Raw genomic sequence first — 12,264 nt, 5'->3', positions numbered from 1 at the left:
GGCCTCACTCGCTGCCTCCCCCTTCCAGCTTCGCCAGCTCCTCTTCGAGTTTCTGCATCCGTTGACGACGCAGCCGAGCCCGCTCGATAATGGCGCGCTCCTCATCGTCGCCAGGGACCAGCGGGGGGACCGGCGTGGGTTTGCCATGCTCATCGAGAGCCACGTAGATCACCTGGCTGCTGGCGACATGCCGCACTTCGCCAGTCAGGGGGTCCTCCGCCGTGACACGCACGCCGACCTCCATACTGGTACGTCCCACATACTGCAGCTCGCAGTGCACTGAGACGACGTCTCCTAAATAGGCCGGCGCGAGGAAATCAAAACGCTCAACCCGCGCGGTGACTACATTGCGGTGCGAATGCTTGATGGCAACCACTGCCGCCGCCTCGTCGACCATACGCATGATGACGCCGCCGTGGACATTGCCGTTGGCATTGGCGTCAAGGACACCCATGAGACGGCTGCTGGTGGTACGTGAGTAGGCGATGGTATGTCCTTGGTTGCTGTCGATCGCCGGACGCAAGGTCGCTCGCTCTTTCGCCTTGTCGAACAGCTCCATGTGCTCCTTTCACTCCATCTATTGATGGCCGATGGGTTCGTTGGACCAGACGCTGGTCCTCTCGCAGAGGGGAGCCTCTCCGCGCTTTCAGCTCGTGAAAGCGAAGGATTGCAGCATCGGCTGAAATTCTCCTTGATCAGCCAGCTCGAAGATCTCCTGGGCAGTGGCGTAGGCAATGGTAAAGCCCTGGGTTTGAGGCAAGTTCGCCGGATGGTTGACGGCCAGAACAACGATTTTGACCGTGACTGGAGTGGGCTGGCCCTGGACGCGCAGGTCACCAGTGGCCGCTCCCTGGTTCCACTGCTCACCGGCCACAGTCGCGGTCGGGGCCACGCTCACCGGTTGGTAGTGAGTAACCTGCGAGCGGAAGAGCTGCAGCCCAACCGAGACCTGATCTGGCGCTGAGATAAGGCCATTCGGATTGGGCTGGACATGCACCGAGAGATAGGCGATGCCCTGGGGATCAGAAAAGGTGACGAAGCCTGGCTTGCTGGTGTCGACCTTCCAGCCACGGGGATAGCCGATGACGTAGCCATCGCCGCGATAACTGACCAGATTGCCTGTCGAGGCAGTACCGGAGGCCACAATCGGCCTGCTCGTCGGTGTCGGCGTTGGGGCGCTTCCCGCTCCGCCAAAGAGATTGCAGGCGCTCAAGACACTTATCAAGATCAAGGAGCAACCCGCTCCCAGGAAGAGGCGTGTAAGCTGTTTGATCAGATCCTTCATGATCGGGCAGTTCCTCCACAGTAGATATTTGCCCGCTGATGATCGGCGTGCAAACTGCTCAGTTTGACGCACCGCCTATTATAGCAGGCAGGCTCAGAGCGAGCCAGGCCCGTGGCCCATCTGTGCCCATCTCCGGCCTCCTCTTATGCCGAAGATAACGCTTCTTCCCTCGCCTTTTGTGGGTCAGTTGTTCCCTCCTCATCGCCGACACCACAGTTGTGCTCCGCGTGTGATTCTCACACGCACTGGCTGTGTCTTCGCCGAGAACTGCCTGCCTATCGTCCAGGACAGGGCCATTTTCGCAAGGACCAGAGATTACCTCAGCCACAATCTGATTCAACAGGGGACAGATCGGCAATGTTGAAAGAGCAGACCATGCGTGAAATAGATCCTCCCTTTCTTGTTTCCCCACTGGAAGCCACCTGGATTCGCCTGGTTCAGTTGGGTTCCCTGACCAGTGAACGCCTCAGACTGGCATTGACGGCAGTTGCCAGTGTGGATCTGGCGCTTGCCAGCACGCTGCAACAGAGCGATCCCCAGCTAACTGCTCTTGGGCAGAGCATTTCAGACCCTTTCAGGCTGGCGCCTCGCCTCTGATTGGATTGGAGGCGAGGCGCTCCAGCTTCAGTCGAAGAGCGTCAGGCGAGCTGCAGCTCCTCGATAGCGCGCAGCACCTCCTGAGCATGTCCATCCGGCTTGACACTGCGCCAAATCTTGCGTATGACCCCATCGCGATCGAGGAGGAAGGTCATGCGCTGAACACCGAGGTACTTGCGACCGTAGAGGGTCTTCTCTCCATAGGCACCGTACTGGCGCGCGACTACGGCCCCTACGTCGGCAAGTAGGGGAAAAGGCAGATGGTATTTCTCGGCAAAGTCGCGATGCGAATCTACCTCATCGGCGCTGATGCCGAGTACGGCAATGCCGCGCCGACGGAACTCAGGATGCATATCGCGGAAGTTGCAGGCCTCAGTGGTGCAGCCAGGAGTATTATCTTTCGGATAGAAGTAGAGCACAACGACGCGCCCGCGTAGATCAGCCAGGTGCAGCTGATCACCGCTGGTCTCATCGCCGCCTACGACAGGCAGCGCGAAGTCGGGGGCCGGCTGGCCCTCCTCTAGCACAACGCGCTCTATGGTTTCGCTCATCGCTGGTCCTTTCGCTCCATGTCATACGAGAATATGACCCTGCGTCCGCACATAGAGACGGAACAGGCCACAGGTCAGCGCCCAAGGCGCCGCTTACAGCTTACACAGTATCACCACCACCCTTCCGCTGACAAGACCAGATGCACGCCATAGCCTAGGCGCTGGGATTGAGCTTGAGTAGTCGCTCGGCATTGCCGTGGGCGATCTTCTCGCGATCAGCAGGACTGAGCGGAGCCTGCTCCAGGAAGGCCCGCGCCTGCCTGTCTTGAACATAGGGATAGTCGACAGAGTAGAGAATGCGATCAGCCCCTACGATCTGCAGCGTCAGCAAAAACGGCGGCAGCGTGAACAGGCCGCTGGGCGTCACATAGAAGTGCTCCAGGAAGTAGTCAGCTACTGGCCGCTGCAGATGAGCGGCGGCAGGAGTCAGCGTCTGATTGATACGCGCCAGGTAGAAGGGGATCATTTCGCCCCAGTGCCCAAGGATCATTTGCAGGCGCGGATGGCGATCGAAGACGCCGGATAGGATCAGATGCAGCGCATGAATGCCGGTCTCCAGGTGCCAGCCCCAGCCTGCAGTTGCAAAGACGGTCGTGACGTTGGGGGGAAGCCCGGCGTAGCAGGCGGCAATCACCGGCTCTGGCGGCGGTGCCGGATGGAGATAGATGGGGACCTCCAGGGCTTCAGCAGCCTCTAGTACAGGGCGGAAACGCGGATCATCCAGGAAAAGGCCCCCGACACGCCCGTTGATCATGGCTCCCTTGAAGCCTAGCTTGGAGACAGTACGCTCTAGCTCGCGGGCAGCCGCCTCGGGATCAGTCAGAGGCAGGGTAGCGAAGCCGGCGAAGCGATCGGGATGGGCCTGAATGGCCGCCGCCAGACGGTCGTTCACCTCACGCATGAGCGCGACCGCCTCCGCCGGCGGGATGACCGGGAGCGCCATAGCCGTGTAGGAAAGAATCTGCATATCGATGCCCATGCTGTCCATAGCGCGCAGCCGCCCCTCGCCGAGGTCCTCTAGCTCGCGCTCAGGCGGGGGATAGCCAACGGGACGGAAGCCCTCTTCCTGGGGCTGCCACCGCGCAGCAGCCCGATTGATCTCTGCAATTTGAAAATGCTCTTCAAGTGTGATAATACGCATACTTTTCATTTTCTCCTTCGGTCAACGGTCTGGTCGCGGCTTTCAGCCGAGCAACCAGCGAGAGCAGGAGAGGCCAGCGTTCTCTTGCCAGCTCCCTTCTCTTTTGATGATAGGGCTGACCTGCCAGAGCCTGCGGCCTGCGGCCAAGAGCGCAGGCCGCAGCTCACTTCCTCGCCCCTCTGCCGGCAGGCCTCGACCAGTGGAGTGGCTCAGCTCTGTTGCCTGTGCTGCTTGCGCCCGATGAGGCGCGTCAGACCAGTGACCGCAGGAATGAGCAGCCAGCAGACCATCACTGGCAGCGTGGTGCGTGTGAATAGCAGCAGCAGCAATGAAGAGAGGAGCAGAAGCGAGGTAGGGAGGCCGTAATAGAGGGCATGCTCCCAGATCTGCCGTCCCAGCGCGCGCTCAAGCAGTCCACGGCGAAAAACGGCATACCAGGTCAGCACTACGAGCGCCAGGCCACAACCAGCCAGATTAAGTGTGTAGAATGCAATCGCCAGGGGTATGGTTGGATAGCGGCCAAAGCTGTTCATGGACATCGGCAAGAGGGTGATGAAAAAGAGAAAGAGCAGGCAGAGCGCAGAGAAGCCTCCATCAACCACGGTCATCCGATCCATCAAGCGGTGCTGACCATACCAGTAAGAGGAGCATAAGGAGAAGGTCATAATATAAATCAAGAAACGAGGGAGCAGAGCAAGAAATGCATCGGGAATGGTTGCTGATCCGAGGCCATCTGGCAGGCGGATATCGAGGACAAGGAGGGTCATGGCGACGGCAAAGATTCCATCGCTCAGGGCGCTCAAACGATCCTTGCTCGCCAGAAGATCTCTGCTCGCTGTGTGTCTCTGCTGCATGCTATCCTCCTTTGGCAGAAGAGAATCCAGCTTAAGTCACACCCTCTCTCCCTGGAGCCAGCTACGATAAGGGCCTCTCCAGATCCAGGGCAGGAGGGGAAGGCAGTTTTCACTCCTTGAGTCGAGCCGAACAGCTCCAGGAAGAGCACACCGTTTTTGCCTCTTCAGAAGGATAGCAGTCAGCGCGTTCTTCTGGCAAGCATGAGGAGGGGAAGAGCGGAGTGCGGTGTCCGAGAGCGACCAGCAAGCAGGCCATCGCGAATCAGAGCAAGAAGGGAAGGGAACGGCGCGCAGACGAGTGCTTTGCAGAGCAGCATCCTGCGCGCCGTCACTGATGCAGCCACCCTGGTGTAGTGGTCGCTTCAGGCCGGTCTTTATTTCAGGGCCAGCATGCGATCAAGGGCCACCCGGGCCCAATGGGCCACCTCGGGGGCTACCTTGACCTGGTTGATGACCTGGCCCTCGACGAGCGCCTCCAGGACCCAGGCCAGGTACGCTGGATGGATGCGATACATGGTCGAGCAGGGGCAGACGATCGGGTCAAGGCAGAAGATGAGCTTGTCGGGGTGCTCCTGCGCCAGGCGATGGACCAGGTTGATTTCGGTTCCTACCGCCCATTTACTGCCCGCCGGCGCCTGCTCGATCTGCTGGATGATATACTCGGTTGATCCGTAGAGATCAGCGGCCTCGACCACTTCACGCCGGCACTCGGGATGGACGATAACCGTGATGTCGGGGTGCTCGGCGCGGGCCTTGGCGATCTGCTGCACGCTGAAGCGCATATGAGTGGAGCAGTAGCCTTTCCACAGGATGAGGCGCGCGCGTTGCAGCCGCGCCTCGTCGTCGAGAGCCTCCTGGGGATTCTTGGGATTCCAGACGATCATCTCCTCCTCGGGGATGCCGTAGGCGTGGCCGGTATTGCGCCCGAGGTGCTCGTCGGGGAAGAAGAGCAGCCGTCGCCCGCGACTGAAGGCCCACTCCATGACCTTGAAGGCATTGCTGGAGGTGCAGACGATGCCCCCATGCTCGCCACAGAAGGCCTTAAGACTGGCTGCCGAGTTGATGTATGTGACTGGCACGAGGCCGGCCTCCTCCCCCAGGACCTCGTTGAGGGTCTCCCAGCACTCTTCAACCTCGGCAATGCTGGCCATATCGGCCATTGAGCAGCCGGCGGTCGGGTTGGGCAGGATGACTTGCTGATGAGGGGCGCTCAGAATGTCGGCGCTCTCGGCCATAAAGTGAACGCCGCAGAAGACGATATAGTCGGCTTCGGGCCGCGCCGCCGCCTGCTGAGCGAGCTTGAAGGAGTCACCGCGCAGGTCGGCGTATTTGATGATCTCGTCGCGCTGGTAGTGGTGTCCCAGAATCAGCAGGCGCCGGCCAAGAGCGGCTTTGGCCTGGCTGATGCGCCGATCCAGCTCAGCTCCGTCCATTTCGGCGTAGCGACGCGGGATGTGGTCGGCGCGCCCTCCGTGCGCATACTGGTCGCGCGTGGCCGGATGCAGCAAGGGTAGAATACGGCTCTCCTGGCTGGCTTCACAGGCTGTTTGCAGGGCCATGAGACTTCGCTCCTCCTTTCGTGACTGCTTGAACGGTAACGCTCCCGCAGGCAAGGACTACGTGAGAAACTCCAGGGCGACATCCAGATTGGGAGCCGAGTGCGTCAGTGCCCCAAGGGAGATGAAGTCGACGCCGGTGGCCGCTACTGCCGCCAGGCGCTCTGGATCTGGGCCGATACCGCCGGAGGCTTCGAGCAGGATGCCGGGCGCTTCGGCCCGCACAAGGGCGACAGCCTGACGCAATTGCTCGACCTCCATGTTGTCGAGTAAGATGACGTCGGCTCCGGCCCGTATGGCGGCTTGCACCTCCTCAAGAGTCTCGCACTCAACTTCGATCTTGAGGAGATGCGGCACCTGGCGGCGCACAGCCTCAATGGCGGCGGTCAGGCCACCGGCAGCCTTGATATGGTTGTCTTTGATGAGAATGCCATCGCTGAGGCCAAAGCGGTGGTTGTGGCCCCCGCCCAGGCGCACAGCCTCTTTTTCGAGGGCTCGCAGCCCAGGGGTGGTCTTACGCGTATCGAGAATGCGCACGCCGGTGCCGGCCACAGCTCGAACGCAGCGCGCAGTCAGGGTAGCAATGCCGGAGAGGTGGCCGAGGAAGTTGAGGGCCACGCGCTCGGCGCTCAGGAGAGCGCGCGCCGGCCCGCGAAGATCCGCTAACGGCTGACCAGCGGCGACAGCCTCCCCGTCTTTGACGTGCGCCTCTCCCTGGACACGCTCGTCGAGCAGGCGAAAGGCGGCCAGGGCAAGAGTAAGGCCGGCAATGACGCCCTCGCGCCGCGCCAGCAGAACAGCCTGAGCCTGGGCCTCGGCAGGCACTGTACACAGGGTGGTGAGATCGCGATAGGCTCCGTCTTCGATGAGAGCCTGTCTGATCAGGTCAAGCGGGAGTTCAGACATACGGTCTTCCTTTGTGCTGGAGCGCTGGGCAACTCGTGGCTTCGACGCTCTGAAGAGCGGGCCGCAGGACAAGGCTGACGCCGGCGAGCGATGGATCAGGCTGAGGATAGTCCCTACGCCAGTGGCTGCCACGACTTTCGCGCCGCGCCAGGGCAGCCTGCACGACAAGAGCAGCGCTATCGAGCATGTTGGCGGTCTCTAGCCAGCCCCGCCCAACTGGCTCGTGCGGGGCACGCGGTCGGGCCGCCTCAGCGAAGCGGGCACGCAGCTGTAGCAACTGGCGCCAGGCAGCGCGCAGCCCCTCCTCATCGCGACAGAGTGAGACGGAGCGCCACATCAGGTCTCGTAACTCACGCTGGAGAGCGCGCGCCAGCTCCTCTGGGCCGATCCAGTCCGGCGGCAGCGGCCAGGGACGAGCCTGGTCCTGAGCGGAGAAGAGCGACAGTCTCAGCTCACGCTGCCGCCGCCCGGCAGCGCAGGAAGCCTGCTCAGGGGCCTCCCCACGTAGGAGCGCGGCGAGGCGACGCCCAAAGACCAGTCCTTCAAGCAAGGAGTTACTGGCAAGGCGATTGGCACCGTGCACGCCAGTACAGGCAACTTCGCCGACAGCATAAAGGTGAGGAACACTGCTGCGCCCCTGCAGATCGACCTGTATCCCGCCCATGCAGTAGTGGGCTGCCGGCGCGACAGGCAGCAGGTCGTGGGCCAGATCGAGGCCATAACGACGGCAGAGGGCGGCAATGGTCGGAAAGCGCGCATACATCCGCTCATCAGGAAGATGGGTCAGGTCGAGGTATTGGCAATCTACCCCCTCGGTCAGCATCTCGCTGAGGATGGCCCGCGCCACCACGTCGCGCGGGGCCAGCTCGGCCAGGGGATGGTAGCGCGGCATGAAGCGCTCGCCGGCATGGTTGCGCAGATAGGCCCCTTCGCCACGGACAGCCTCCGAGATGAGATGGCTGGCCCCATTGACCTTGAGGACCGTCGGGTGGAATTGGACAAACTCAAGGTCGGCTAAAGCGGCCCCAGCACGCCAAGCTAGAGCCAGGCCGTCGGCAGTAGCTCCGGCGGGATTGGAGGTGTAAGCCCAAAGACTGCCTGTGCCGCCGCAGGCCAGCACTATGTCGCGCCCTTCGACGACAAAGGGCTGTCCCTGCTGATCTAGGGCCTGCAGACCACTGCAGCCAGACCCGTCGACGAGCAGGGCGCAGACAGGAGTGTCGGCGTAGATGGTGATCCGGGAACGCGCCTTGAGGGCGGCCAGAAGGGCACGCTCGATTTCAGCCCCCGTGGCGTCGCCACCCGCGTGGAGGATGCGCCGCCGGCAATGAGCCGCTTCCTGACCTAAGAGCAGACCGTCAGCGGTTGTGGCCTCGGCACTCCCTCCAGGTACGGCGCGATCAAAACGGACGCCCAGCTCGATCAGCCAGCGCACAGCTGCCGGCGCTTCTTCAACGAGGACGCGTACGGCCTCTGGGTCGCAAAGGCCAGCCCCCGCCGCCAGGGTGTCCGCGTAATGGAGTTCGGGACTGTCGTCCGGCCCCAGTGCCGCCGCCAGCCCTCCCTGCGCATAGCGCGTGTTGCTCTCCCCCAGCCGCCCTTTAGTAAAGAGGGCCACGCGCCAGTCAGGCGGCAGGCTGAGAGCCACGGTCAGGCCGGCGATGCCAGCGCCCACAATGGCTACATCAAATCTCTGGCAGCTCGCCATGATGGTCCCTTCTTGTCTCGGTCCACAGCCATTAAGTGTAAATTTTACACTAACTGGCCTCAAAAAAGAAAAAGGTGTATCAAGTACACCAACCGTATTGCTAACAAGTATACCAGCGATCTGTCAGGAAAACAAGGGGCCGGGGAGGCGCTGCCCGGAGAGCACGAGCGCGCTTGCAATCCAGGCCCGGCCCGTTTGTGCCTGCTTGAGCAAATCTGAGAGATCAGGCTATTCGCCAATGACTTTCACAATGACACGTTTATCGCGCTGACCGTCGAACTCAACATAAAAGAGACGTTGCCAGGGGCCAGCGTCAAAGCGCCCGCGCGTGATAGGAATGACCACCTGCAAATGCATCAAGAGATTCTTGAGATGAGCATCGCCGTTATCTTCACCGGTGCGATGGTGGTGATAGTCGGGCCGCTCGGGGGCTATCTGCTCGGCCCACTCCATGATATCGCGCCAGAGGCCAGACTCCTCGTCCTGGATAATAACGCTGGCCGTCAGGTGCATCGAAGAAACCAGCGCCAGGCCTTCCTGGATGCCACTTTCGCGAATGATGCGCTCGACCTGGTCTGTGATAGGGATAATATCCTTCCGCTTTTTGGTGTGAAAGGTGAGATAGGCCGTATGTGATTTCACCGCAACCTCCTGCTCTATCTGAGATAAGGATCACAAGTCAATAAAGCCGCTGAGCCAGTTCCGCCAGTGGGAAGCGCGGATCGGCAGGAGACATTTTCCTTCAAGTATAGTGCGGACGCCGGTCGGGGGCAATCCACTCGTTCTGGTCAGGCCCTTCCCTTTGGGAGGGGAAATATGGTACGCTCTGGAACAAAGTGGTTCAGCTCTCCAGCAGCGGTAACAGCGAGGACACTCCATGCACCAGCAGAGGCGTGGCGTGCTGACCGGACTCTTGCTTATCGTCGTAGCCATTGTGCTGGTTCTGTTAATGGGCGTGGCACGGGCACATGCCCCCCTTGGCTTTCTGTGGGCCGGCAGCGACGTGAGCCTACAGCAACAGGGACAGGAGACGCCGCAGACGCTCCACCTGCTCAATGGCAGGCTGGCCTCGCTCGGCTGGATTGTCGGGCGCGACTGCCAGCGTGGCATCCAGGCCTATCTGCAGACCGCCGACATCAATCCCGATGCGGCCCTGGTTGGCAGCGGCTGGGTCAATCCCCTGACGGGGCAGCTGATGAACGGCGAGAGCAATAATTGCCAGCCGGGGACCCTCAGCATGGACAACGTGGTTCGTCTGATCCATAGCAAGGGGGGAAAAGCTTATCTGACGGTCACAATGGAGACCGACGCTAACGGCTGGACGGCGCAGCAGCAGTCGGACTATATCAAAGCAGCTACCCAGCAGCCGGCCTATATCCAGGCAATCGCCAACGTCGTCCAGCAGGGCGGCTACGACGGGGTCATTATGGACCTGGAGGGCGCCGATCGGACTTATCCGCAGATCCAGCAGCTTTTCGCGGACTACAACCGCCTGGTCTGGAAGGCCATGCAGGCCCTCAATAAGCCCTACGGCATCGCTCTCATTCATAAGGTGGCCGACCAGGACGACTACTATAATCTTAACGGCTTTGAGAACTGGTCGCTGCTCGGGCACTGCGCCGATTTTATCGTGATCATGTCACTGGACCAGTCCTATTTCACGCCGGGGCCAACAGTGAGCGTGCCCTGGCTTAAGGAGATCCTGGCCTACGCCCTCAAGACCATGCCCCAGATGCTGCCACGCCTGGTCTGGGAGTTTCCCCTCTATGGGGCACGCTGGCATCAGACCGCCGACGGGCACTGGATCTTTGACGGCGGAATCAACTACGCCGACGCGGTGGCCCTGGTCAAGACTATTCCCGCCCCCCAGATCGATCAGGAGGCCAGCAACCTGAACGACCCCTACGCCGCCCACCTGGTCTACACGGACAGCAGCGGGATCAGGCACGCCGTCTGGTACCATACCGCCGAGAACTTGCTGCGCATCATCCGTGAATTTCGCGACCTGCTGAAGCAGACGCCGCAGTTCAGCAGCGCTCAGGCATATCTGCAGATCGCCGTCTGGTACCGGGCCACCTGGGAGCCGGGCACGCTCTGGCGCGCGCTGCTGCCGATCCTCCCCAATGCCACCGCCTAGACCTGGCGTCCCGCCTGTCGCTGGACAGACGAGCACGGGCCTACTTGCTGCCCCTGACTGCCTGCAGCAGCAGAGAGCAGGCAGTCAAGCTGGCCAGTCTCACTCTTCCAGCCCAGGAACCAGACGACGCGTGCCCTCCACAAGGATGCGCAGCACCAGCTCACTCATCTCCCCTGCCGTCAGTTTCCCCTCTTCACGCTTGCTCCACTGGGCAGCACAGCCAAAGATCGCCCAGCTCATGACCTCCGCCAACGTCTCCAGAGGCACCGGGCGCGACGACCATCGATGAGCTGACCTACTCACTGGGGCTTGCCGCAACCACTGAAGCAGGATGCGCGCAAGCTCTTGCTGGACCGCCCGCTCCATCAGGGGATCAAACTGCCCTCCCGCCGGTGAGCAGTACTCATGCAGCCCGCCAAGGAACTCAAAGACAGCGTTGATGAGCAGACGCAGGCTCTCCAGCTGCCAGCCTGGGGCAGCCGGGAGCTTGCTGGTAACAGCCTCCAGAAAGCGTTCGCGGATCACCGCATCAGCCAGGGCATATTTGTCGCTAAAATGAGCGTAGAATGTAGTACGATTAACAGTTGCTCTCTGAGATATATCCTGAATACTGATATCGGAGAAGCTCTTCTCTTGCAAGAGTTCTAGAAAGGCTTGCTGCAGCAGCCGCCGGGTACGGCGGACGCGCGGATCAACGTGTCCGCCCGCTGATTCTCCCGAGGGCCGCCCTTCCGCTGCGCTCATAACTGTTCCTCATAGCCTGCTGTGTAGACTGACTCGCCGCTCGACGCCCAACTGCCCCAAGTCGTCGCGATCACAACTTTGCCAACAGAGGGCAGCCCCCCGTTGCCTAGACAACAGAGAGGCTGGATTGTCTCTTGCCCGGCAGTTCCAGGGCACAGTAGTATGATAAACAACATCTATTGCTTAGGCAATAGTCGATGCTTTCAAGATAGCTGTTGTTTAAGACAAGGAGGGAGAAGAATGAGCAACTGGCTTCTTTGGATCGTGCAGGGCTTGCTGGCCCTCTCCTTTCTGACGGCGGGAGTCATGAAGAGTGTTCGCCCCTTGGAGCAGCTCAAGCAGAGCATGGCCTGGGTAGGCAGAGTGCCACCAATGCTGGTGCGCTTTATCGGTATCTGCGAGCTTCTGGGAGCCATAGGGCTTGTCCTCCCGCTGGCTACCGGCATTCTCCCCGGGCTTACGGTGGTCGCCGCCAGTGGTCTGGCCCTTATCATGATCTTTGCCGCTATTTTCCACGCCAGGCAAGGCGAATTTCGCGAGATTGGCCTCAACGTGATCTTGCTTCTGCTGGCGCTCGTTGTCGCCATCGGGCGACTGCCAGGTGCCCATTTCTAAAACGCTGCCGGTCCTCTTTGTGGGGTACCGTAATGAGCAGAAGGAGCCGAGGAGGCGCAGGGTCAGCGTCTGCGCCTCCTCTCCCCTCCTCAACTCAAGAGCGATAGGGTTCCTTCCAGGCCAGGGAGCAATGCCAGGCGGTCGGGCAGAGGGGAGAAACCGGCGCTGGG

Annotated in this window: 13 protein-coding genes; 3 read left to right on the top strand and 10 right to left on the bottom strand. The window is 61.1% G+C overall.

The window, feature by feature from the left end; all coding sequences use genetic code 11:
* Positions 1-4: 4 nt before the first annotated feature.
* Both A4R35_RS02745 and A4R35_RS02740 read right to left on the bottom strand, forming a co-directional pair.
* Entirely contained in the window at positions 5-559 is a 555-nt protein-coding gene (locus A4R35_RS02745) for an acyl-CoA thioesterase (RefSeq protein WP_112426312.1), read from the bottom strand.
* Positions 560-646: 87 nt separating this feature from the next.
* Entirely contained in the window at positions 647-1,285 is a 639-nt protein-coding gene (locus tag A4R35_RS02740) for a hypothetical protein (protein WP_112426310.1), read from the bottom strand.
* Between the two features lie 375 nt (positions 1,286-1,660).
* Between A4R35_RS02740 and A4R35_RS02735 the strand changes: the two genes are divergently transcribed.
* Positions 1,661-1,882, top strand: a complete 222-nt coding sequence (locus tag A4R35_RS02735) for a hypothetical protein (RefSeq protein ID WP_112426308.1) — start codon at positions 1,661-1,663, stop codon at positions 1,880-1,882.
* A 41-nt stretch (positions 1,883-1,923) separates the two neighbouring features.
* Here the strand turns inward: A4R35_RS02735 and bcp are convergent, their stop codons facing one another.
* From bcp to A4R35_RS02700, 7 genes are all read right to left on the bottom strand, one after another.
* Positions 1,924-2,433: a thioredoxin-dependent thiol peroxidase gene (gene bcp, locus A4R35_RS02730; protein WP_112426306.1), complete on the bottom strand. Its 510-nt coding sequence runs from the start codon at positions 2,431-2,433 to the stop codon at positions 1,924-1,926.
* Between the two features lie 154 nt (positions 2,434-2,587).
* Positions 2,588-3,574, bottom strand: coding sequence for an amidohydrolase family protein (locus tag A4R35_RS02725; protein ID WP_112426304.1), 987 nt, complete (start codon positions 3,572-3,574; stop codon positions 2,588-2,590).
* Between the two features lie 209 nt (positions 3,575-3,783).
* Entirely contained in the window at positions 3,784-4,428 is a 645-nt protein-coding gene (locus A4R35_RS02720) for a TMEM175 family protein (protein ID WP_112426302.1), read from the bottom strand.
* Between the two features lie 374 nt (positions 4,429-4,802).
* Positions 4,803-5,987: a quinolinate synthase NadA gene (gene nadA, locus A4R35_RS02715; RefSeq protein WP_112426300.1), complete on the bottom strand. Its 1,185-nt coding sequence runs from the start codon at positions 5,985-5,987 to the stop codon at positions 4,803-4,805.
* 57 nt (positions 5,988-6,044) lie between these two features.
* Positions 6,045-6,890, bottom strand: a complete 846-nt coding sequence (nadC, locus tag A4R35_RS02710; protein WP_112426298.1) for a carboxylating nicotinate-nucleotide diphosphorylase — start codon at positions 6,888-6,890, stop codon at positions 6,045-6,047.
* Positions 6,883-8,598 carry an L-aspartate oxidase gene (nadB, locus tag A4R35_RS02705; RefSeq protein WP_112426296.1) on the bottom strand — a complete coding sequence of 572 codons (1,716 nt, stop codon included), beginning with the start codon at positions 8,596-8,598 and terminating at the stop codon, positions 6,883-6,885. Before nadB ends, nadC begins: the two co-directional genes overlap by 8 nt.
* Before the next feature lie 228 nt (positions 8,599-8,826).
* Entirely contained in the window at positions 8,827-9,240 is a 414-nt protein-coding gene (locus A4R35_RS02700; protein ID WP_112426294.1) for a secondary thiamine-phosphate synthase enzyme YjbQ, read from the bottom strand.
* Between the two features lie 235 nt (positions 9,241-9,475).
* Here A4R35_RS02700 and A4R35_RS02695 point away from each other — a divergent pair, with 235 nt between their 5' ends.
* Entirely contained in the window at positions 9,476-10,735 is a 1,260-nt protein-coding gene (locus A4R35_RS02695; protein ID WP_112426292.1) for a glycoside hydrolase family 18 protein, read from the top strand.
* Between the two features lie 99 nt (positions 10,736-10,834).
* Here A4R35_RS02695 and A4R35_RS02690 read toward each other — a convergent pair whose 3' ends face one another.
* Positions 10,835-11,479, bottom strand: a complete 645-nt coding sequence (locus A4R35_RS02690) for a TetR/AcrR family transcriptional regulator (protein WP_112426290.1) — start codon at positions 11,477-11,479, stop codon at positions 10,835-10,837.
* Between the two features lie 240 nt (positions 11,480-11,719).
* On the opposite strand from A4R35_RS02690, the gene A4R35_RS02685 reads away from it, so the two are divergent.
* Positions 11,720-12,094: a DoxX family protein gene (locus A4R35_RS02685; RefSeq protein ID WP_112426288.1), complete on the top strand. Its 375-nt coding sequence runs from the start codon at positions 11,720-11,722 to the stop codon at positions 12,092-12,094.
* Positions 12,095-12,264 lie beyond the last annotated feature (170 nt).

Origin of the sequence: Thermogemmatispora tikiterensis, assembly GCF_003268475.1 — a bacterium.
Classification (GTDB): Bacteria; Chloroflexota; Ktedonobacteria; order Ktedonobacterales; family Ktedonobacteraceae; genus Thermogemmatispora; species Thermogemmatispora tikiterensis.
This window is presented reverse-complemented; position numbering and strand designations above follow the sequence as displayed.

What these genes read in the sequence shown, in the direction of transcription:
- nadC (WP_112426298.1), bottom strand. Translation starts at nt 6,890, where the DNA reads ATGTCTGAACTCCCGCTTGACCTGATCAGACAGGCTCTCATCGAAGAC.
- A4R35_RS02720 (WP_112426302.1), bottom strand. Translation starts at nt 4,428, where the DNA reads ATGCAGCAGAGACACACAGCGAGCAGAGATCTTCTGGCGAGCAAGGAT.
- nadB (WP_112426296.1), bottom strand. Translation starts at nt 8,598, where the DNA reads ATGGCGAGCTGCCAGAGATTTGATGTAGCCATTGTGGGCGCTGGCATC.
- nadA (WP_112426300.1), bottom strand. Translation starts at nt 5,987, where the DNA reads ATGGCCCTGCAAACAGCCTGTGAAGCCAGCCAGGAGAGCCGTATTCTA.
- bcp (WP_112426306.1), bottom strand. Translation starts at nt 2,433, where the DNA reads ATGAGCGAAACCATAGAGCGCGTTGTGCTAGAGGAGGGCCAGCCGGCC.
- A4R35_RS02690 (WP_112426290.1), bottom strand. Translation starts at nt 11,479, where the DNA reads ATGAGCGCAGCGGAAGGGCGGCCCTCGGGAGAATCAGCGGGCGGACAC.
- A4R35_RS02725 (WP_112426304.1), bottom strand. Translation starts at nt 3,574, where the DNA reads ATGCGTATTATCACACTTGAAGAGCATTTTCAAATTGCAGAGATCAAT.
- A4R35_RS02735 (WP_112426308.1), top strand. Translation starts at nt 1,661, where the DNA reads ATGCGTGAAATAGATCCTCCCTTTCTTGTTTCCCCACTGGAAGCCACC.
- A4R35_RS02740 (WP_112426310.1), bottom strand. Translation starts at nt 1,285, where the DNA reads ATGAAGGATCTGATCAAACAGCTTACACGCCTCTTCCTGGGAGCGGGT.
- A4R35_RS02695 (WP_112426292.1), top strand. Translation starts at nt 9,476, where the DNA reads ATGCACCAGCAGAGGCGTGGCGTGCTGACCGGACTCTTGCTTATCGTC.
- A4R35_RS02685 (WP_112426288.1), top strand. Translation starts at nt 11,720, where the DNA reads ATGAGCAACTGGCTTCTTTGGATCGTGCAGGGCTTGCTGGCCCTCTCC.
- A4R35_RS02745 (WP_112426312.1), bottom strand. Translation starts at nt 559, where the DNA reads ATGGAGCTGTTCGACAAGGCGAAAGAGCGAGCGACCTTGCGTCCGGCG.